Consider the following 20,867-nt stretch of genomic DNA (forward strand, 5'->3'; position numbering starts at 1 on the left):
TTACTCAGGCGTATCGCCGAGGCTCAGGGAGGAAGCATTGGACGTCAGCCGCCTGGGCATCCGATGGCTCACGCTGGGTTGAGAACGTCGCCAACTGACGCCGGCGAAACGGTAGATCTCCATCGCGCTCTCATGGCGCGGGGCGAGGCCGGGGCGTCCGGAATGGCTTCTCCGGCCCCCTGAACAGCGAAGTTATTACCGCATGAGCAAGGATCGACTCACCACCATGGCCACGTCGTCGCGCAGGCCCGCGGCGGCGGGAGATCTGCAAGGCGCCGTCGAAGGCCCATGCCCCCACTGTCTACCCGTCACGGTTTCCCTGCTGATCAAGTCCGGACGGGCACGGTAGTCGGCCAGTTCGACGTGACTGGTCGTCTTTCCCTTCGCCTCGCCGGCGGGCGAGGTACCAACGTCGGCCGGTGGCAAAGGCGCGCCGTGCCGTGCGTACGGCAGCGATCTGGGTGGCAAGGTGGAGTTGGTGGTGCCAGGGGTTCTGGCCACCGTGGCGTACCGACATGGCGTGCGCGAACGCCACAGCGTCGCGGTCGATGTACTGGTCCAAGTGCTCGAACCACGCCATGCTCGTACGCGAGGCCGCCTGCACCGGATGGAGTTCCGCGCGGCGATGGCGGTCGTACTCCCGCAGGGCGTCCTCCACGTCAAGGTATTTCTGCAGGCTGTGTGCGAGGACGATCGCGTCGATGATCGCCAGTCTGGTGCCCGACCCCAGCGTGAAGTGGGTGGTGTGGGCAGCGTCGCCGACGAGCACCGTCGTGCCGTGGTACCAGGTCTTGTTGGTCACGTGCGCGAAGCGCTGCCAGTGCGCCGGTGCGCCCCGTGATCGACTGATCAGGCGGTGGCCGTCGAGTGCGCGCTTGAAGGTGTCCTCCAGCAGTCGCACTCCCTGGTCGCGGCCGAGCACGTCGAGTCCCAGACTGCGCCAGGTCTGCGGTGAGCATTCGATGATGCAGGTGCTGATTCCCGCGACCGAGGGGTAGGCGTGAAACCAGATCCATCCGGCGGACGTCTGTTCGAAGCCGAACACGAAGCTGCGGAACGCCTGGTCCGTGCCGAGCCAGATGTAGGGATTGAGACCGGCTTCAATGCGAGTTCCGAACGCTGCGCTCTGTCCCCGGATCCCGCTGTTCGCACCGTCGGCGGCAACGAGAAGGTCCGCTTCGGGAAGCGTCGAGAGATCTGCAACACGGTGGCCGTACTGGACGTCGACGCCGAGCTGCGAGGCACGCCGGGCCAGGACGTCGAGCAATGCAGCTCGGCTCATGCTGTATCCGTAACCCCCGAAGTACGCCGTCTGCTCGCCGCCCGAGCCGTGCACACGTACCTCCTGGTCCTGCCACAGCACGGACCTGGCGGTGACCTCCCGGGCGCTTTCCGGATCGTTGCGATAGAGGACGTCCAACAGGTCGTCCCAGTACACGACGCCCCAGCCGTAGGTGGCCGCGGGCGGGTCATGGTCGTACACGGTGATCTCGTGCCCGGCATCGCGCAACTTGGCCGAGATCGCGAAATACAGCCCTGCAGGCCCCGCACCGACGCACACGATCCTCACCGCTACGCACCGCCCCGACTATCAGTCGGATGGGAGGCCTGTCGCTTCAGACGGGTCCGGATGCCCGAGGTGTCCGGGCATCCGGATTCGGCACTCACAAAACTGCCGCACGTTGATCGCGAGCTCACTGCGCTGGAGCGTCAGTAGCCATGCCCGCCACCGCCATGCCCGCCACCGCCGTGGTCACCTCCGAAGCCGTGATCGCCACCGCCGTGGTCACCTCCGAAGCCGTGATCGCCACCGCCGTGGTCACCTCCGAAGCCGTGATCGCCACCGCCGTGGTCACCTCCGAAGCCGTGGTCACCACCGAAGCCGTGATCACCACCGAAGCCGTGATCGAAGCCCCAGCCCCAGCCGCCACCGAAGAAGCAGCGACCTCCCCAGCCCCAGCCGTCACCGGAGAAGCAGAGATCTCCCAGGCCCTTGCTGTCGTGGGAGGGAGCCGAAGTAGCCGAAGCGACATGGGACGACGAGGGGAAAGCGGCCGCGCTGGCAGCGCCGGCTCCGGCCGCGATGGCAAGGATGGGTGCCGTGCAGACCACAGCGGCTATCCGCCGCATCCTGCTCGTAGTTGCGCGCATGATGATGTCCCCCTTCCGGGGGTCGTAACAGGGATCTCGGGCGCTCAGGGGGAACGCCCATACGCGCCAGATCCTGCGCGCGGGTCTGACACGTGGTGATCCACCCGCCGGACCTGTTGAACCACGTCGCAGCAGTTTCCAAGCAGGCTTGCGGATCTTACTATTGAGTACAAGATTGAGCATACAGTACGAAACGCGTCGTTTCGCCAATATAGGGTCACTTTCCGGGCAAAATCAACGGGGGTGCCAGTGGCTCACAAGGGAGGCATGCGGTGGACACTCCCAGGCCGCAAGACGGCCGCCAGAGCACTTTGGCTTCTGAGTACGCCCAGCCCGACCGCATCACGCCTGACTCGCGGCGGCGTCGCCGGGAATCTCACGAAGCCGTGCTCCGAGCCACGAAAGACCTCCTCGGCGAGGTCGGATACCAGCGGCTGACCTTCGAAGGCATCGCCCGGCGGGCCGGAGTCAGCAAGGCCACCATCTATCGGTGGTGGCCGAACAAGGCCGCACTCGTGATCGAGGCCCTCAGCGGGGAAGTCCCCCTGCCTCCCATCCACGAGACCGGTGACCTCGAAGCCGACCTGCGCACCGCCGTCCGTCTCACCATCGAGCTCGTCTCCGCCATGCCCACTTGCCTGATCCTCCCGGCGCTTCTCGCCGACGTGATCGAGGATCCCACCGGCACCGGAGCCTTCGCCGAGCTCATCGAACCCCGCCGCGCGTCGGTCGTGAACCTGCTGGAGCGGGCCCGCCTCGAAGGCCGGTTGCCGCCGGACACCGATACCTCACTGATGGTCGACATCTACTCCGGAACCGTCGTGTACCTGGCCGCGGTGAACCGCATACCGCCGGGCGAGGCGGTGGTTGGCCAGCTCGTCAGCCTCCTCTTGCACGGCCACCTCCCGGTCTCGAAGGGACCCGCCCTGGCAGACCGGGAAGGCGCCACGCAGGCGGTAGGCGGCGTACGACGGGATCACGACCTCCTGGACGGCCATCAGCCAGGCGATGTACCCGAGTGAGGAACCGGGGCGCGTACGCCGAGCCCGTCCACGACGGTGTACGCGGCGATCGACAGGCCCGTGGCCAACGCCGCGCCGATGGCCGCCCAGTGGGGGCGCCGACCGCGCATCCCCCACAGCGCGACGCCCGTCACAGATACGGCCACGCCCCGGCGGCCGGGACCGCCACGAACGGCACGCTGGCGGTGGGTGCAGGAGACACGCGACCGAGTTCGGGTGCACCGGGTGCCAGGGCCTGCTGAAGGCAGATCCTAACTCCCCGCCTTCAGCAGCGCCGCCACGATCGGCCCCGCCGTGTCGCCGCCGTGTCCGCCCTGCTGGACCACGCCCGCCGCGGCGAGGTCGCCCTTCCACGCGGTGAACCAGCCGTTCGGTTTCTTCTGGCCGTCGACCTCCGCGGAGCCGGTCTTCGCGCCGTAGTCGGGGCCGAGGCCGGACATCGCCTCGGCGGCGGTGCCGGCGGCCGCCGTGTACTGCATGAGTTCGCGGAGCTGGGAGAGGGTCGAGGCGGGGAGGGTGTGGGAGGCCTTGGCGAGGGTGCGGTTGTCGACCGTCGGGGACACCAGATACGGCTGGCGGAAGACGCCCGACTTGACCGTGGAGGCCACCGACGCCATGTTCAGGGGGTTCATGCGGACCCCGCCCTGGCCGATCAGCGAGGCCGCCATCTGGGCCGCGGACTGGACGGGAACCGAGCCGTCGAAGGTCGGGACGCCGATGGCCCAGTTGTTCATGGAAAGGCCGAAGTACTGCTGGGCCTGGTTCGTCAGGTCGGCGTTCTGCAGCTTCTTCGCCTGGCTGATGAAGGCCGTGTTGCAGGAGCGCGCGAAGCTCGCCTTGAACGTGCCGCCCTTGATCTCGAAGTCGTTGTCGTTGTGGAACTTCCAGCCGCCGTACGTCACCGTCTTGGGGCACGGGTGCGCCTTGTCGGCGGAGGCGAGCCCCTTGTCGATGAGCAGCGACGACGTGATGATCTTCATCGTGGAGCCGGGGGCCAGGGAGCCCTGGAAGGCCGCGTTGAAGCCGTGGCTGGTGTTGGCGACCGCGAGGATCTCGCCCGTCGAGGGGCGCATCAGGACCACCGACGCCCGGTCCTTCTTGGCGACCTGCTGCTCGGCGTCCGCCTGGAGGGTAGGGCTGAGCGTCGTCTTCACGGTCCCCGGGGTGCCCTCGCTCAGCGTCACCAGGGTCTTGTCGGGGGTCTTCTGGGTGCCCTTCGTCGCGGCCTTGCGGACCACGCGCAGTTCGATGCCAGACTTGCCGCCGGCGATCTTGCCGTACTTCTCGCGCAGCCCGTCCAGCACCGTGCCCAGCGAGGGGTACTTCGCCGTGGTGATCTCACCGCCGTTGCGGTCGAGGGCGGTGATCGGGGGAGTGCCCGCCTCGCCGGTGACCAGGCGGTCGCCGTCCTGCAGGTCGGGGTGCACGACCGACGCCTTCCAGCCGACCAGCGCCGCACCGTCCTTGGCGCGGCGCACGACGGTCAGCTTCGACTCGTACGCCAGGGGCTTGCTCTTGCCCTTGTAGGTGACGGTGGCCTTGACGGAGAAGGGGACGGAGGTTCCGGACGCCGTGCCCGGCGTGAGCTTGACGCCGGTGATGTGGGCGTCCTTGCCGTAGCCGGTCAGCGCCGTCGTCGCGGCCGTCGCGTTGTCCGTGGCGGCGGCCGCCTTCGCGACGTCACCGCTCTGCCAGGCGGTCAGGAACCGCGTGGACAGTGCCGTGACCTCGGTAGCCGACGGCGGTCTGGTCTTCACGGCCTTGTGGTCGGCCGTCGCCGACGTCCGGTCCTCGGCCGCCGCACCGCCGCCGAACAGGCTGTAGGCGCCGAACGCCCCGCCGCCCACGACGACCGCGATCAGCCCGCCGACCACGGCGGGGTTCGTCTTCCGTCGCTCGGCGACGCGCCTTCTGTTCCCCACAGTTTTCGATCCTCCGCCTGTTCCCCAAGTCCCCCGGCACCCTCATGCTCCTCAACGAGAGCCCCCACCCTAGGGTCCCGCCCTGTCAAGGGTGACTTCAGCCGCCCGTTCGTAGCACAGCTGCGACGATCGGACCGGCCGCGTCCACTCCGTGGCCGCCGCCCTGGGTCATCGCGGCGGCCGCGATGTCGCCCCGATACCCGGTGAACCAGCTGTTCGACTTGGACTGGGCGTCGACCTCGGCGGAGCCGGTCTTGGCGCCGATGTTGCCGCTGAGCCCGGCCATCACCTGGGCGGCGGTGCCGCTGGTCGCGGTGAGGTTCATCATCGAACGCAGCTGCGCGGCCGTACCGCTGGGCAGGCCCTTCGCCGTCGCCAGTTCGCGGTTGTCGAGCTTGGGCGACACGATGACCGGCTGCCGGAAGGAGCCCGTCACCACCGTCGCCGTCACCGAGGCCAAGTTCAGCGGGCTCATCTGGATCTGGCCCTGGCCGATCGCGTTCGCCGCGCGGTCCGGGCCGCCGGAGGCCGGGATGTCGCCGTCGAAGGACGGGATGCCGGTCTTCCAGTTGTTCTGGCCGAGACCGAACCGCGTCTGCGCCTCCGTCGTCAGCGACTCGTCCGTGAGCGGCTTCTCGTCGATCAGCTTCACGAAGGCCGTGTTGCAGGAGCGCGCGAAGCTGTTGGCGAGGCTCGCCTTCTCGTTCGGCACGAGGCCTGTGAGGTTGTGGAAGGTCTGGCTCTGCCAGGTCGCGGTCTGTGGGCAGGGCGCCGGGCCGTTCATGGTGGTCACGCCGTTGTCGATGAGCATCGCCGCGGTGATGATCTTCATCGTGGAGCCGGGGGCCAGGGTGCCCTGGAACGCCGCGTTGAAGCCGTCCTTCCGGTGGTTGGCGACCGCCAGCACCTCACCGGTGCTCGGCTTCACCGCCACCACGGACGACTCGGCGAACTGCGCCACCGCCTTCTCCGCCGCGGCCTGCGCGCTCGCGCTGAGGGTGGTGTGCACTTTGCCCGGTTTGCCCTTGGTGAGGGTGACCAGGCTGGTGTCCCCCTCGCCCTCGGTCGCGTGATGGATCGCCAGCTCGATGCCGGCCGTACCGCCCGCCGTGTCGCCGTACTTCTCGCGCAGCGCGTCGAGGATCGGCCCCAGCGACGGGTACTTCTCCTTCGTCAGGACAACGTTGTTCCGGTCCACGGCCTCGATCGGCGGGCTCGCCGACTCGCCCGTGACCAGCGTGTCGCCCTCCTTCAGATCGGGATGCACGACGGACGGATCCCAGCTCACCAGCGCCTTCCCGGTGGTCTTCCCGCGTACGACGGTCAGGTGCGAGGCGTACGAGAAGGGCTTGGACTTCCCCTCGAAGGACACCGTCGCCTTGACGGAGAACGGCACGGAGGCCCCCGTCGGCGCCCCCGGCGTGATCTTCACGCCGGTGAGGTGCGCGTCGGCGCTGTACCCGGTCAGCAGGCTTTCCGCCGCCGTCGCGTAGTTCGTGTACGCCGCGGCCTTGGCGGCGTCACCCTGTTCCCAGGCCGCTAAGAACTTCGTCGAGGTCTCCTTGACCTCCGCGCTGCTCGGCGGCCCGGTCTTCACGGCCGCGGGCCCGTTCGCCCCTGAGCCCCCGTCACTGCTGAGCGCCGACAGCACATTGAACGCGCCGTATCCGGCGCCCCCCACCATCACCGCGAACACACCACCGATGACGGCGGCCTTTGCCCCCTTGCGCATCGCGCGAAACCCTCCCCGTGGACCCCTTCCCGAACTTCTGAACGCGTTCAGAAAGGCTTGTCATGTCCGCACTGTATGCGGGAGGAGTGACGCGTGGGGGCGACGTTCCCTGATTGTTAGCCCGCCGGAGCAAGCGATGGTGAGGCGCCCGCCCCAAGCGGGTAACCCTGCCCTTGGAGGCGGGACGCCTTGGAGGTGTGGTGGGGGGTATGTGGTGGGCGTAGAAGCGGTGACCGCCGGGGCGGCCACAGTGATCGCGTTGGGCTCGCTCTACGTTTCGATCGTCCAGTCGCGACTGAGCATGCGACACAATAAACAGTCGGTACGTCCGCTCCTCCAGCAACGACAGATACGGGATCGTGTCGCTCACCGGGCGGGCATCGAACTGATCAATGCGGGACTCGGACCTGCCATCGTCACCCGGACGCTGGTCTACCTCGATGGCGAGCACATCGGACAGTGGACCAGGCCGACCTTCGAGCGTGTCCTGAGGCAGACGCCAGAAGATCCAGAAGATGTGGAGAAGTACGCACTGCCCGGCGGTGTGGTGCTGTTGTCCGGGCAGAGCGTCTTTCTGCTGAGACTCACTCCCTTCGACCGTGATCGACATGCCGGCTTCGGTGATCTGGTTCTGCGGCGGCTGCGGATTGAGATCCACTACGAATCTCTCTACGGCGGCGAAGACTTCGTCTCAGCGTCCCCGCCCATCTGACCCACTCGGCTACGCAGCTAGACCCAGGTGTCCAGCCACATCCGGGAGCGCCACTGGTCTATGGGGATCGCCGTGCCCGTGTACAAGGGCCAGAAATAGATGAAGTCGCTCTGTCGCGGCTGGCGTAGCGCCTGACCAGGTACTTCATGTTGGCTGGGTGCACGATCTCCGCTCTGGGCCGTGCATGGGCCGTGACTGTAATCAGGGGCTGCGCGAGGGATGCATTCGCGCCGTAGATTGCGTAGACCTGAGCGAGCACGGCCCCCGCCTGCCTCCTCTGTCAACTTGCGTGATCACTTTCGCTAGGATCCGACGGCGCTTCCGGGGGGAGCTCGGATGCACGTTCGGGAGGGGTGAAGGTGGAACGAAGATGGGCTGGGGTGATGGTCGGGGTGGCTATGGTGGCGCTGGTCGGAGTCGCAGTAAGCACGGCTAAGTTGTCATTCGAGCCGGACAAGAACGCGCTGACGTTCACGTATCACCGGGAGAGCGGCGACAACTACATCAGCCAGACACTGTCCATCAAGAACACCAACGCAGGCTCGGTCGTCCCTGTATTGGCGTTCACCGCGTTTGATCGGCTCGGTCACCGGCTACCAGGGGTGCAGGTCCGAACCGTCTACGGTAGCGACAGCGGCCGTTTGGTGGTTCCTTACGGGTGGGGTTACGACATCCTGCGCTTCTCGGGGTCGGGCGAGCACCAGGTTTACGACGTTCGCGTCACCGTTGCTCACCTGGCCACCGCCAAGGTCCGGGCCAATATCCACCCAGTGACCACCCAGCCGCTGGACGCTGCTGGGCACGTCGTGAGCAAGTTTTCCCGCTTCACCGCCGTGCGCGTGACGAACACCGACGCCTTCGCAGTTTCTGTGCGTGTCGCCTACCTCGTTTACGACCAGCCGGCTGAGGGCGAGACGCAGCAAGCGATCTCCGTCACCCCCATCGGGGGGCTGGTTCGCGTTCCGGCTGACGGTACGGCAGTCGTCAAGGTCACCGGCGACGCCGCCCGCGCGGTAGCCAGGTACTCGGACGGCCCGGCAGTGAGCGTCAAGGCCTACGACTCTCAGTGACCAAGGGCGGCGGGGCCGCTCCCGCCGCCACTCACGTCACCTACAGGTACAGCTCATCTATGGCCTTCCGGGTGCGTCCCTCACTGCTCGGCATGAGGTGCGTGTAGGTCCGGAGCGTGAACCCCGGATCGCTGTGACCGAGGTACTGGTTCAGGGCCCGACCACGAGGGCGCGGCAGGCTGCCGCGCCCTCGTGGTGTGTCCGTGCAGCTAGACCCAGGTGTCCAGCCACATCCGGGAGCGCCACTGGTCTATGGGGATCGCCGTGCCCGTGTACAAGGGCCAGAAATAGATGAAGTTCCAGGCGATCAGGAGGACCAGGACGCCCGCGCTCGCCGCGCCGATCAGGCGGCGGCGTTCCGTGGAGCCGGGTGGGCCGAGGATCGCGCCGATCATCATGGCCACGGCCAGGCACAGGAACGGGACGAAGACGACGGCGTAGAAGAAGAAGATCGTGCGCTCCTGGTACATGAACCAGGGGAGGTAGCCGGCCGCGATGCCGCAGGCGATCGCGCCCGCCCGCCAGTCGCGGCGGAACGCCCAGCGCCACAGGACGTAGACGATCGCGAAGCAGGCCGCCCACCACAGAAGGGGCGTGCCGAGCGCCAGGACCTCCCGGGCGCACTTGCCGCCCGCGTCGGCCGGGCAGCCGTCCTTGCCGGGCAGCGGGGACTCGTAGAAGTACGAGACCGGGCGGCCCAGGACGATCCAGCTCCACGGGTTCGACTGGTAGGTGTGCGGGGACGAGAGGTGGACGTGGAAGTTGTACACCTCGTGCTCGTAGTGCCACAGGCTGCGCAGCCAGTCGGGGAGGAAGGTCCAGCTGCCGCCCTTGCCGTCGGTCGCGGCCCAGTTGCGGTAGTAGCCGCCCTTGCCGTTGGCGGGGGAGAGGATCCAGCCGGTCCAGGAGACGAGGTACGTGGCGATCGCCGCCGGGAACGTCGCCAGGAAGGCGATGCCTGCGTCGTGCTTGAGGGCCGCCACGTACGGGTGACGGGCGCCCGCCACCCGGCGCGCGCCGACGTCCCACAGGACGGCCATCACGCAGAACGCCGCCAGGACGTACAGGCCGCTCCACTTGGTGCCGAGGGCCAGGCCCAGCATCAGACCGGCCGTCCAGCGCCAGGGGCGCCAGCCGAGGCGGGTGGTCTCGGCGATGTGCGCGTCGGGGCGTACGACGCCGTGTGCGTCGGCGGGGAGGGCCGCCGCGAGCCTGGCGCGGGCCTTGTCGCGGTCCACGACCAGACAGCCGAAGGCCGCCAGCACGAAGAACATCAGCACACCGTCGAGCAGCGAGGTCCGGCTCATCACGAAGTGCAGCCCGTCCACCGCCATCAGCGCGCCCGCCAGACAGCCCAGGAACGTCGAGCGGAACATCCGGCGCCCGATCCGGCACAGCAGCAGCACCGACAGCGTGCCGAGCAGCGCCGTCATGAAGCGCCAGCCGAACGGGTTGAACCCGAACATCCATTCGCCGATGCCGATGACGTACTTGCCGACCGGGGGATGGACGACGTACGCGGCGTCGGAGGGGATGCCGACATGCCCGTTGTTCTGGAGGATCAGGTCGTTGGCGTTCTTGTCCCAGTTGACCTCGTATCCGCGGTGGATCAGCGCCCAGGCGTCCTTGGCGTAGTACGTCTCGTCGAATATCACCGCCTTCGGGCTGCCCAGGTTCCAGAACCGCATCAGCCCCGCCATCAGGGTCACGAGCAGCGGGCCGCCCCAGCCCGACCAGCGCTTGACGCGCTCGGCGACCTCGTGGCGCAGCCCGAACGCCGCCCAGATACGGGGACTGGGCTCGGCGTACGGCGGCACGAGGCGGTCGCGCACATCGCTTCTCGGTGGCGCCGTGTATCCGAAGCGGCGCAGCCGCTGCTGCCACGACGGCCGCAGCTCTTCGGCGGCCTGGCCCTGCCGGGTGTCCGTGGAGGACGCGGTACTGGTCACCGCGCCATCGTAGGGAACAGGTCTGTGGGAGTCCCGTGCACGGGCCGTAATAGGGGCATGAGGAGTGGAAGAGGCGTGGTCGCGGCTGCCGTGATGAGTAGATCGTGATGACTGGATCGTGATGACTGGATGTGATGAGTGGATCTGGATGTGATGAGTGGGTGTGGAGTGAAAGAGGCGTGGCCTTGGCTTATCTGTGAGCGGATGCGGCTGCCGTGGATCGGCCCTGCGAGGATGGAACCGTGACAGGAACCCTTGTTTTGGCCGGCACCCCCATCGGCGACGTGGCCGACGCCCCGCCCCGGCTCGCCCAGGAGCTGGCGGGCGCGGATGTCGTCGCCGCCGAGGACACCCGGCGGCTGCGGCGGCTCACGCAGGCGCTGGGCGTCCAGCCCGCCGGGCGCGTCGTGTCGTACTTCGAGGGCAACGAGGCCGCCCGGACGCCCGAGCTCGTCGAGGCGCTGGCCGGTGGGGCGCGCGTGCTGCTGGTCACGGACGCCGGGATGCCGTCCGTCTCCGACCCCGGGTACCGGCTGGTCGCGGCGGCCGTGGAGAAGGACATCAAGGTCACCGCCGTACCGGGGCCGTCCGCCGTGCTCACCGCGCTCGCGCTGTCCGGGCTGCCCGTCGACCGGTTCTGCTTCGAGGGGTTCCTGCCCCGGAAGGCGGGCGAGCGGCTGTCCCGGCTGCGGGAGGTCGAGGGCGAGCGCCGCACGATGGTCTACTTCGAGGCCCCGCACCGGCTCGACGACACCCTCGCCGCGATGGCCGAGGTCTTCGGGGACGGGCGCCGGGCCGCCGTCTGCCGCGAGCTGACGAAGACGTACGAGGAGGTCAAGCGCGGCCCGCTGGGCGAGCTGGCCGCCTGGGCCGCCGAGGGCGTACGCGGGGAGATCACCGTCGTCGTCGAGGGCGCGCCGGAGAAGGGCGCCGAGGAACTGGACGCCGTCGAACTGGTGCGCCGGGTACGGGTACGCGAAGAGGCGGGGGAGCGCCGCAAGGAAGCCATCGCGGCGGTTGCGGCCGAGGCGGGAATTCCCAAGCGCGACGTCTTTGATGCGGTGGTCGCGGCAAAGAACGCGGCGCACAGCGCCCCATAGACGAGCAAAGGAGCGCCACCGAAAGCAAAGCTCAGGCCGGGTCCCGAGAGCATTCCGACAAGGAAAGGCCAAAACGACTCCAATAGTCGACAGGCCTGATGCGTTCCCGCTCGGAGAAGCGTCCACTGGTTGAAGGGACGTACCCGTCCCTCGCCCCCGCTGACCGGGGGCGCTTGTCCAGCGGAACAGCAGGAGCTGGCATGAGTGAGATCGCAGGGCAGCGCGGCAACCGCAGCGCGGCGACCGCCGTGGTCAACGAGTCGTATTCCTTCGCTTGCATGCGCTGCGGGCACGGCTGGGAGCAGTCGTTCGAGATAGAGCACCACCGCGACGCCGGGGGCAGCGAGTTCGTGATGTACGTGACCGACGGCCATGTCGTGCCGTCGCCGCTGAGCCGGCCCTCCTGCCAGAACTGCGACGGCCATGTGGTGCGCATCATGCGCGCCGGCCAGGTGTCCTCCGTCCAGAACTCCATGCACCAGCACGCGCACCGCCCGGTGCCGAACCACCCCGAGCCGGCCCACGACGAGGCCTTCGACCAGCCGGCCGTGCCCGAGGAACCGCACCACTGGCACCTCTCCGACCTGCTGCACCCCTTCCACCACCGCAAGGCGGGATGAATCTCGACGACGGGACGATCTCGAAGGAGGGGTGACCTTACTCGGGTGAGGTCCGGCGTGCCCCTTTCGTAGGATCGGGGCATGCCCTCCGACAAGACCGAAGCGCCGCCGCTCCCCGAGCCGCTGCGCGTCCCCGTCGCCGACTCGCACACCCACCTCGACATGCAGTCCGGCACCGTCGAGGAAGGCCTTGCCAAGGCCGCGTCGGTCGGCGTGACCACGGTCGTCCAGGTCGGCTGCGACCTGAACGGCTCGCGCTGGGCGGCCGAGACCGCCGCGGCGTACGAGGCCGTCCACGCCACGGTCGCCCTGCACCCCAACGAAGCGCCCCGTATCGTGCACGGCGACCCCGACGGATGGTCCCGCCAGGGCGCGCGGCAGCCCGGCGGTGACCGTGCCCTGGACGAGGCGCTCGCCGAGATCGACCGGCTCGCCGCCCTTCCCCAGGTCAAGGGCGTCGGCGAGACCGGGCTCGACTACTTCCGTACGGGACCCGAAGGCAAGGCCGCCCAGGAGCGCTCCTTCCGTGCCCACATAGAGATCGCCAAGCGGCACGGAAAAGCCCTGGTCATTCACGACCGTGACGCGCACGCCGATGTGCTGCGCGTCCTCAAGGAGGAGGGCGCGCCCGAGCGGACCGTCTTCCACTGCTACTCCGGCGACGCGGCGATGGCCGAAATCTGCGCCCAGGCCGGATACTTCATGTCCTTCGCCGGAAACATGACCTTCAAGAACGCCCAGCCGCTGCGCGACGCGCTGGCCGTGGCCCCCCTGGAACTCGTCCTCGTCGAGACGGACGCGCCCTTCCTGACCCCCGCTCCCTACCGCGGACGGCCTAACGCGCCCTATCTCATTCCGGTCACGGTGCGGGCCATGGCGGCCGTACGGGACATCGACGAGGACACGCTGGCGATGGCGCTGTCCGCGAACACTGCGCGCGCTTTTGGTTACTGAGGAATAACCCCTCCGGCTGTTTTCCGTGGCCTCGGCTCTGGGGAGTGTCGCGACACAGCGTAGCCGCGTTGCTTGGGAGAGTGACGACCGCTCCGCTAGGTTCTGGTCGCCCACCCGTCTCCCACCACCACCCTGGACGAGCCCTGCGGGCGCACTTTTTACTCCGCCGGACCCCTTGGAGCGTTTCGTCGTGAGCAACTCGCCCAACTCGCAGTTCGAGACGTATGGCCTGGCTGGAACGTCGTTCGAGGACCACGAGACCTACGAGAACCGTGAGCAGCCGTACGGTGCCGGTGCCGGCGCCCATGACGGAAGCCTCGAGGGACTCTATGGCGGCGGCTACATGGACACGTATCGGCCCGCGTACGAGGTGGCGGCGTCCTGGGTGCCGACCGTGCCGACCGTGCCGACCCTGCCGACCGTGCCGACCGGGCCGGTGCTGCCCCGGCAGGCGCAGGGGGACCTGACTGGGGCGGCTGGGGCGGCTGGGGCGCCCCGGGGTGGTGGGCGGGCCGAGGCGAGGCGTGCGGCGAGGCGTTCGGCCCGGCGTCGGCGTACCGTCGAGCGGTCCGATCCGCTGCGTCGGCTGCTCCCTCAGGCGCTGGTCGTCGCCTTCCTGGCCGGCGGTACCTCCGCGTTCGTCGCCAAGGACAAGGCCGTCGAGTTCAGCGTCGACGGGAAGCCGCGCACGTTGCACACCTTCTCGGACGACGTGACCGAGCTGCTCTCCGAAGAGGGCGTACGGGTGGGCGAGCACGATGTCGTCGCGCCCGCCCCCGGGACCGCGCTGACCAGCGGCGAGGAGGTGGCGGTGCACTACGGCCGGCCCCTGCACCTCACCCTCGACGGTCAGTCGCGCGAGGTGTGGACGACGGCGCACACGGTGGACGCGGCGCTCGAACAGCTCGGGGTGCGGGTGGAGGGGGCGTACGTGTCGACCGCGCGCTCCCGGCGTATCGGGCGGGAGGGGCTCAGGCTCGACGTCCGGACCGAGCGGACCGTGACGATCATGGCGGACGGGCGGGCGCGGACGATCCGGACGAACGCGGCGACCGTGGGTGAGGCCGTCGAGGAGGCCGGGATCACCCTCCACGGCCAGGACACGACGTCGGTCCCGCCGGGGAGCTTTCCCCGGGACGGGCAGACGGTGAGCGTCATGCGGATCACCGGGGCGAACGAGGTCCGGGACGAGGTGATCCCCTTCGAGGTGCAGTGCACGCACGACCCCTTGCTCTTCCGCGGCACGGAGGTCGTCGACCGGGCCGGGGAGGCCGGGACCAGGCGGGTCACGTACGTGCTGCGGACCGTCAACGGGGTCAAGCAGCGGCCGTGGAGGGTGGGCGCCGAGGTGGTGCGGGAGCCCCGGGTGCAGGTGGTGCGGGTGGGTACGAAGCCGCGGCCCGAGTCGGTGCAGGGTGTCGACCGGCTGAACTGGGCCGGGCTCGCCCACTGCGAGTCCGGGGGCCGGCCCGGGGCCGTGGACCCCTCCGGTACCTACGGCGGTCTCTACCAGTTCGACATGCACACGTGGCACGCGCTGGGTGGTTCCGGGCGGCCCGAGAACGCGCCCGCCACGGAGCAGACATTCCGGGCGAAGAAGCTGTACATCCGCACTGGGGCGACACCGTGGCCCCACTGCGGCGCCCGCCTCCACGACTGACCCATCCCCAATCCGGGGTTCCGTCCCAGACCCCCAGGTACAGGATGGGACGGGTAGGGGCGGCGGGGACGAGGAAAACCTGGGCACCCCGGCGCACCCGTACCCTTGGGGCGTGAACAGCCCCACCCCCGACGCCCTCCTGGGCCCCGCCGACATCCGCGAACTCGCGGGTGCCCTCGGCGTGCGGCCCACCAAGCAGCGCGGCCAGAACTTTGTGATCGACGCCAATACCGTGCGCCGCATCGTGCGCACCGCGGGCGTACGGGACGACGACGTGGTCGTCGAGGTCGGCCCCGGCCTCGGCTCGCTGACCCTCGCGCTGCTGGAGGTGGCCGACCGGGTCGTCGCCGTGGAGATCGACGACGTACTGGCCGGGGCACTGCCGACGACGATCTCCGCCCGTATGCCGGCCCGCGCCGAGCGGTTCGCGCTCGTGCACTCCGACGCCATGCGGGTGAACGAGCTCCCGGGCCCCGCGCCCACCGCACTCGTCGCCAACCTGCCCTACAACGTCGCCGTACCCGTGCTGCTGCACATGCTCGACACCTTCCCGACCATCGAACGCACGCTGGTGATGGTGCAGGCCGAGGTCGCCGACCGGCTCGCCGCCGACCCCGGCTCCAAGGTGTACGGCGTGCCGAGCGTCAAGGCCAACTGGTACGCCGAGGTGAAGCGGGCCGGCGCCATCGGACGGAACGTCTTCTGGCCCGCGCCGAACGTCGACAGCGGGCTCGTCTCGCTCGTCCGGCGCTCCGAGCCCCTCAAGACCACGGCCTCCAGGCACGAGGTGTTCGCCGTCGTGGACGCCGCCTTCGCCCAGCGGCGGAAGACCCTGCGCGCCGCCCTCGCCGGCTGGGCCGGGTCCGCGGCCGCCGCCGAGGCCGCACTCGTCGCCGCCGGTGTCTCGCCGCAGGCCCGCGGCGAGTCGCTCACGGTCGAGGAGTTCGCCCGTATCGCCGAGAACAAGGAGCCGGTCAAGCCGTGACCCAGACGGAGAGGGAGAGGGAGACGGAGACGGAGACGCACACGCAGACGGTGACGGTACGCGTCCCCGCCAAGGTCAACGTTCAGCTCGCCGTCGGCGCCGCCCGCCCCGACGGCTTCCACGACCTGGCCAATGTCTTCCTCGCCGTAGGGCTGTACGACGAGGTCACGGTGACGGCGGCGGACGAGCTGCGCATCACCTGCGAGGGTCCGGACGCCGACCAGGTCCCCCTCGACCGTACGAACCTGGCGGCCCGCGCGGCCCTCGAACTCGCCCGCCGGTACGGCATCGACCCCGCCGTCCACCTGCACATCGCCAAGGACATCCCCGTCGCGGGCGGCATGGCGGGCGGCAGCGCCGACGGCGCCGGAGCGCTGCTCGCCTGCGACGCCCTATGGGGGACGAACGCCTCCCGCGAGGAACTCCTCGACATCTGCGCCGAGTTGGGCAGCGACGTGCCGTTCAGCCTGGTCGGCGGCGCGGCGCTCGGCGTCGGACGGGGCGAGCAGCTGCGGACGCTGGAGGTCGGCGGGACCTTCCACTGGGTCTTCGCGATCGCCGAGCGCGGACTGTCGACCCCGGCGGTGTTCCGGGAGTTCGACCGGATGAACGACGGGGTGCGGATTCCCGAGCCCGTCGCCTCGCAGGCGCTCCTCGACGCCCTGGCCAAGGGGGACGCCGGGGCCCTCGCGGGCGCCGTCTCCAACGACCTCCAGCCTGCCGCCCTCTCCCTCTTCCCGGCCCTCGCCGACACCCTCGCCGCGGGGCGGGCGGCCGGTGCGCTCGCCGCGCTCGTCTCCGGCTCCGGCCCGACCACGGCCTTCCTCACGCCGGACGCCGAGTCCGCCCGGACGGTCGCCGACGCGCTGCGCGCCTCCGGCACCTGCCGGGCGGTACGGGTCACCGACGGGCCCGCCCCCGGCGCGACGGTCCTCTGACGGGTACACGGGCACGGGCACACGGGGGCATACGGGCATACGGGCACACGGGTACGTAGTAGTCAGAGGCCCGGACTACTCTTGAGGGTCGATCGTCCCCCTTGTTCAGGAGAGAAATGGCCGTCAACCTGGTCAATGTCGAGTCCGTCAGCAAGGTGTACGGCACCCGCGCCCTGCTCGACGGAGTCTCCCTCGGCGTCAGCGAGGGGGACCGGATCGGTGTGGTCGGGCGGAACGGCGACGGCAAGACCACCCTCATCCGCATGCTCGCCAAGCTGGAGGAGGCCGACACCGGCCGCGTCACGCACTCCGGCGGCCTGCACATCGGCGTGCTCACGCAGCACGACTCCCTCGACCCCACGGCCACCGTCCGGCACGAGGTCATCCGCGACCTCGCCGACCACGAGTGGGCGGGCAACGCCAAGATCAGGGACGTACTGACGGGGCTGTTCGGCGGGCTGGACCTGCCCGGGTTCCCGCAGGGGCTCGACACCGTCATCGGCCCGCTCTCCGGTGGCGAGCGCCGCCGTATCGCGCTCGCCAAGCTGCTCATCGAGGAGCAGGACCTGATCATCCTCGACGAGCCCACCAACCACCTGGACGTCGAGGGCATCGCCTGGCTCGCCCAGCACCTGCGCGAGCGCCGCTCCGCACTGGTGTGCGTCACCCACGACCGGTGGTTCCTCGACCAGGTCTGCACCCGCATGTGGGACGTGCAGAAGGGCGCGGTGTACGAGTACGAGGGCGGGTACTCCGACTACGTCTTCGCGCGTGCCGAGCGCGAGCGCATCGCCGCCACGGAAGAGGTCAAGCGGCAGAACCTTGTGCGCAAGGAGCTTGCCTGGCTGCGGCGCGGGGCGCCCGCCCGTACCTCCAAGCCGCGCTTCCGCGTCGAGGCCGCCAACGAGCTGATCGCCGATGTGCCGCCGCCCCGCGACAAGAGCGAGCTGATGAAGTTCGCCAGCTCGCGGCTCGGCAAGACCGTGTTCGATCTTGAGGACGTGACCGTGCAGGCGGGCCCGAAGGTGCTGCTCAAGCACCTCACCTGGCAGCTCGGGCCCGGCGACCGGGTCGGACTCGTCGGGGTGAACGGGGCGGGCAAGACCTCCCTCCTGCGCGCCATGGCCGAGGCCGCCCGCAGCGAGGGGGAGCGGCAGCCCGCCGCCGGGCGGATCAGCACCGGCAAGACCGTCAAGCTCGCCTATCTGTCGCAGGAAGTCGCCGAACTCGACCCGACCTGGCGGGTGCTGCAGGCCGTCCAGGCCGTCCGCGACCGGGTCGACCTCGGCACGGGGCGCGAGCTGACCGCCGGGCAGCTCTGCGAGACGTTCGGCTTCAACAAGGAGAAGCAGTGGACGCCCGTCGGCGATCTGAGCGGTGGTGAGCGGCGTCGGCTCCAGTTGCTGCGGCTGCTCATGGACGAGCCCAACGTCCTCTTCCTCGACGAGCCCACCAACGACCTCGACATCGAGACGCTGACCCAGCTGGAGGACCTGCTCGACGGCTGGCCCGGCTCGATGGTCGTGATCTCCCACGACCGGTTCTTCATCGAGCGCACGACCGACAACGTGTTCGCCCTGCTCGGCGACGGCGCTTTGCGGATGCTCCCGCGCGGCATCGACGAGTACCTGGAGCGGCGCAAGCGGATGGAGGAGGTCGCCGCGGCCGCCGTACTCGCCGCCGCGCCCGCGACCTCCGCCAGGACCGCCTCCGCCGCCGATGCCCGCGCCGCGAAGAAGGAGCTGCAGAAGATCGAGCGGCAGCTCGACAAGATCTCCGAGAAGGAGACCAAGCTGCACACCCAAATCGCCGACAACGCGACGGACTTCGAGAAGGTCGCCAAACTCGACGCCGAACTGCGCGAGTTGGTCGGTGAGCGCGAGGAACTGGAGCTGCGCTGGCTGGAGCTCGCGGAGGACGCGTAATCCACGGTGCAGAGCGCGTAAAGGCGCATAACGAGGGCATCACGGGCCGGTCCTCCCTTGGGAACAGGGGGAGGATCGGCCCCCTGTGCGAGGGCGTCAGAGTGATAGAAAGGTCCGTCTGAGAACAGTCTGAGAACCACCGGCGTGGCGCGAAGTCGACCGCCCGCCATGCCGCCGGTGGGGCGCGACATCAGTGAATGACGCGACTTCAGTGAATGAGGGAGACGCGCTGATGAGTCAGCCGCCGGATCAGCCGCCGCAGGGCGGCTTCGGGGCACCGCAGGACCAGCCGCCGTCGGCACCACCATCGGCATCACCGGCGCAGGGCGGTTTCGGCGCACCCCCCGGCATCCCCCAGGGCACGCCCCCTCCGCCCGCCGGTCCGCCGCACCCCGGCTACGGATATCCGCAGCAGCCGGGCCCGTACGCCCAGCCGGGCCCGTACGCCCAGCCCGGTTCGTACGCCCAGCCGGGACCGTATGCCCAGCCGGGCCCGTACGGTCAACCCGGCTCCCACGGTCAACCCGGCCCGTACGGTCAACCCGGTCCCTACGGCGGGCAACCCGGCTACGGACCGGGGTACGGCTACCCGCCGCAGCCGCAGTACCCCGGCCCGCCCGGAACTCCTCCTCCGCCCCCCGGCGGTTCCGAGAACCCCTTCAAGGGGCGGCCCGCTGTGATCATCGGCGTGGCCGTGGCCGCACTGCTGGTCGCCGGCGCAGCCGTATGGGCCGTCGGCGGCGGTGTCGGCGGGAAGAAGCCGGTCGCCGAGGACAGCAAAGGCGGCAAGACCTCCGCCTCCGGCGCCCCGGTCAACCCCGGCGACGGCAGCGGCAACGGCGGCAAGGACCCCGAGAACCTCAACTCCGGCCGGAAGCCCGGCGAGGCGAAGGTGCTCTGGTACAAGCAGGCGCCCGACGCGCCCGGTTCCGGCGCCGACGCCCCCGGCCTGTGGATCACCGACAAGACGGCGGTGAAGCCCGCGTACAAGCAGGTGTTCGCGTACAACGTCGGTGACGGTAAGCCCACTTGGGACCCGATCACGTTCCCGCAGAAGATCTGCGCGGTCACCCCGCGGAAGACGTCCGACGACAAGGCCGTCGTGGCGTACATGAGCGGCGCGGGCGACAACGCCAAGTGCAACCAGCTCCAGCAGATCGACCTCGACACCGGCGCCAAGGGCTGGAGCGCCAAGGTCCCCGACGGCGCGCTCTTCGACAGCACGCTCTCGATCGAGTTGTCGATCGCGGGCAAGACGCTGATGGTCGGCCGCTCGCAGTCCGGTACGGCGTACGACGTCACCAGCGGCAAGCACCTGTGGGACAAGGAGAACTACGGCGCGGGCTGCTACCCGGCCGCGTTCGCGGGCGGCGCCAAGCTGCTCGCCGTCTCCTCCTGCGGCATCGCCACCGACACCGAGCACGACGAGGTGCAGGAGCTCGACCCGGCCACCGGCAAGGCCAAGTGGACCACGAAGATCCCCAAGGGCTGGACGGTCGAGCGCATGTACTCCGTCGACCCCGTCGTCATCTACATGACCAACAAGGACGAGAATCGGGTCAACGTCACCACGCTGAGGGACAACGGCGACGTCCGCTCGCAGCTCAAGAGCGACGACGCCTTCGCACCCGAGTGCGGCTACGCCTCCCTCGACCGTGATCTGCCGGGCTGCTTCGGCACCGCCGCCGACGCCGGCACCCTCTATCTGCCGACCGAGGCGAAGACCGGCGCCAACGAGATCGTCTCCTTCGACCTGTCGACCGGCAAGGAGAAGTGGCGCGTCAAGTCCCCGGCCGCCGAGTCGATGCTGCCGCTGAGGATGGACGGCACGCGGCTGATCGCGTATGTCGAGCCGTCGTACGACGCCGGTGGGCAGATCGTGTCGATCCCGACGACCGGCGGCAGCCACCGGCCGACGAAGCTGCTGCAGAACCCGCAGGGCACGGCGGCGATCGAGAACGGGTTCTTCTCGAAGGCGGTCGACTACGTGGACGGGCGTCTCTACATCGCCACCACCCGGCTGACGGGCAACGACCGGTCGAGGGAGAAGTTGATGCTGGCGTACGGCAAGTGACGCGCGCGTACGCCACCTTCACTCCCTTCGCCTCCTTCATGGTCTCCGTCGTC

The 20,867-nt window shown here is 69.4% G+C and carries 16 protein-coding genes and 2 pseudogenes; 11 read left to right on the forward strand and 7 right to left on the reverse strand.

The genetic code is table 11. From position 1 onward, the window contains the following. Positions 1–301 precede the first annotated feature (301 nt). Together OG747_RS26385 and OG747_RS26390 are read right to left on the reverse strand one after the other, a co-directional pair. Complete coding sequence (locus OG747_RS26385; RefSeq protein ID WP_405881872.1) at positions 302–1,570, reverse strand: FAD-dependent monooxygenase; 1,269 nt, start codon at positions 1,568–1,570, stop codon at positions 302–304. 124 nt (positions 1,571–1,694) lie between these two features. Next, positions 1,695–1,874, reverse strand: a complete 180-nt coding sequence (locus OG747_RS26390) for a hypothetical protein (protein WP_405881873.1) — start codon at positions 1,872–1,874, stop codon at positions 1,695–1,697. A gap of 663 nt (positions 1,875–2,537) precedes the next feature. Here OG747_RS26390 and OG747_RS26395 point away from each other — a divergent pair. Then, positions 2,538–3,173 (forward strand): TetR/AcrR family transcriptional regulator, encoded by a 636-nt coding sequence (locus OG747_RS26395; RefSeq protein ID WP_405881874.1) that lies wholly within the window; start codon positions 2,538–2,540, stop codon positions 3,171–3,173. On the opposite strand, the pseudogene OG747_RS26400 reads toward OG747_RS26395, so the two are convergent. From OG747_RS26400 to OG747_RS26410, 3 genes and pseudogenes are all read right to left on the reverse strand, one after another. Continuing rightward, positions 3,090–3,307: pseudogene (locus OG747_RS26400) on the reverse strand (EamA family transporter); the annotation flags it as partial. The gene OG747_RS26395 and the pseudogene OG747_RS26400 overlap by 84 nt on opposite strands. 117 nt (positions 3,308–3,424) lie before the next feature. Then, positions 3,425–5,095 (reverse strand): penicillin-binding transpeptidase domain-containing protein, encoded by a 1,671-nt coding sequence (locus OG747_RS26405; protein ID WP_405881876.1) that lies wholly within the window; start codon positions 5,093–5,095, stop codon positions 3,425–3,427. Positions 5,096–5,192: 97 nt separating this feature from the next. Further along, positions 5,193–6,827: a penicillin-binding transpeptidase domain-containing protein gene (locus OG747_RS26410; protein ID WP_405881877.1), complete on the reverse strand. Its 1,635-nt coding sequence runs from the start codon at positions 6,825–6,827 to the stop codon at positions 5,193–5,195. Positions 6,828–7,041: 214 nt separating this feature from the next. Here OG747_RS26410 and OG747_RS26415 point away from each other — a divergent pair, with 214 nt between their 5' ends. Together OG747_RS26415 and OG747_RS26420 are read left to right on the forward strand one after the other, a co-directional pair. After that, positions 7,042–7,539: a hypothetical protein gene (locus tag OG747_RS26415; protein ID WP_405881878.1), complete on the forward strand. Its 498-nt coding sequence runs from the start codon at positions 7,042–7,044 to the stop codon at positions 7,537–7,539. 353 nt (positions 7,540–7,892) lie between these two features. Continuing rightward, positions 7,893–8,609 carry a hypothetical protein gene (locus tag OG747_RS26420; RefSeq protein WP_405881879.1) on the forward strand — a complete coding sequence of 239 codons (717 nt, stop codon included), beginning with the start codon at positions 7,893–7,895 and terminating at the stop codon, positions 8,607–8,609. 40 nt (positions 8,610–8,649) lie between these two features. Here the strand turns inward: OG747_RS26420 and OG747_RS26425 are convergent. Further along, positions 8,650–8,769, reverse strand: a pseudogene (locus tag OG747_RS26425) (integrase); the annotation flags it as partial. A gap of 49 nt (positions 8,770–8,818) precedes the next feature. Then, entirely contained in the window at positions 8,819–10,558 is a 1,740-nt protein-coding gene (locus tag OG747_RS26430) for a dolichyl-phosphate-mannose--protein mannosyltransferase (RefSeq protein WP_405881880.1), read from the reverse strand. Positions 10,559–10,800: 242 nt separating this feature from the next. Here OG747_RS26430 and rsmI point away from each other — a divergent pair, with 242 nt between their 5' ends. From rsmI to OG747_RS26470, 8 genes are all read left to right on the forward strand, one after another. Continuing rightward, on the forward strand, positions 10,801–11,658 hold the full coding sequence (gene rsmI, locus OG747_RS26435; RefSeq protein WP_405881881.1) for a 16S rRNA (cytidine(1402)-2'-O)-methyltransferase: 858 nt from the start codon (positions 10,801–10,803) through the stop codon (positions 11,656–11,658). 200 nt (positions 11,659–11,858) lie between these two features. Continuing rightward, positions 11,859–12,278, forward strand: a complete 420-nt coding sequence (locus OG747_RS26440; protein WP_405881882.1) for a hypothetical protein — start codon at positions 11,859–11,861, stop codon at positions 12,276–12,278. Between the two features lie 81 nt (positions 12,279–12,359). Beyond that, entirely contained in the window at positions 12,360–13,232 is an 873-nt protein-coding gene (locus OG747_RS26445) for a TatD family hydrolase (RefSeq protein ID WP_405881883.1), read from the forward strand. Between the two features lie 190 nt (positions 13,233–13,422). Beyond that, positions 13,423–14,892, forward strand: a complete 1,470-nt coding sequence (locus OG747_RS26450; protein ID WP_405881884.1) for a ubiquitin-like domain-containing protein — start codon at positions 13,423–13,425, stop codon at positions 14,890–14,892. Between the two features lie 112 nt (positions 14,893–15,004). Further along, entirely contained in the window at positions 15,005–15,877 is an 873-nt protein-coding gene (gene rsmA / locus OG747_RS26455) for a 16S rRNA (adenine(1518)-N(6)/adenine(1519)-N(6))-dimethyltransferase RsmA (RefSeq protein WP_405881885.1), read from the forward strand. Beyond that, entirely contained in the window at positions 15,874–16,815 is a 942-nt protein-coding gene (locus OG747_RS26460; RefSeq protein WP_405881886.1) for a 4-(cytidine 5'-diphospho)-2-C-methyl-D-erythritol kinase, read from the forward strand. The genes rsmA and OG747_RS26460 overlap by 4 nt, the downstream gene beginning before the upstream one ends. A 116-nt stretch (positions 16,816–16,931) precedes the next feature. Further along, positions 16,932–18,740 (forward strand): ABC-F family ATP-binding cassette domain-containing protein, encoded by a 1,809-nt coding sequence (locus OG747_RS26465; RefSeq protein WP_405881887.1) that lies wholly within the window; start codon positions 16,932–16,934, stop codon positions 18,738–18,740. Positions 18,741–18,972: 232 nt separating this feature from the next. Next, on the forward strand, positions 18,973–20,814 hold the full coding sequence (locus OG747_RS26470) for a PQQ-binding-like beta-propeller repeat protein (RefSeq protein WP_405881888.1): 1,842 nt from the start codon (positions 18,973–18,975) through the stop codon (positions 20,812–20,814). Positions 20,815–20,867: the final 53 nt, after the last annotated feature.

The sequence above is a fragment of the Streptomyces sp. NBC_01384 genome (assembly GCF_045040035.1).
In the GTDB taxonomy this organism is placed as follows: Bacteria; Actinomycetota; Actinomycetes; order Streptomycetales; family Streptomycetaceae; genus Streptomyces.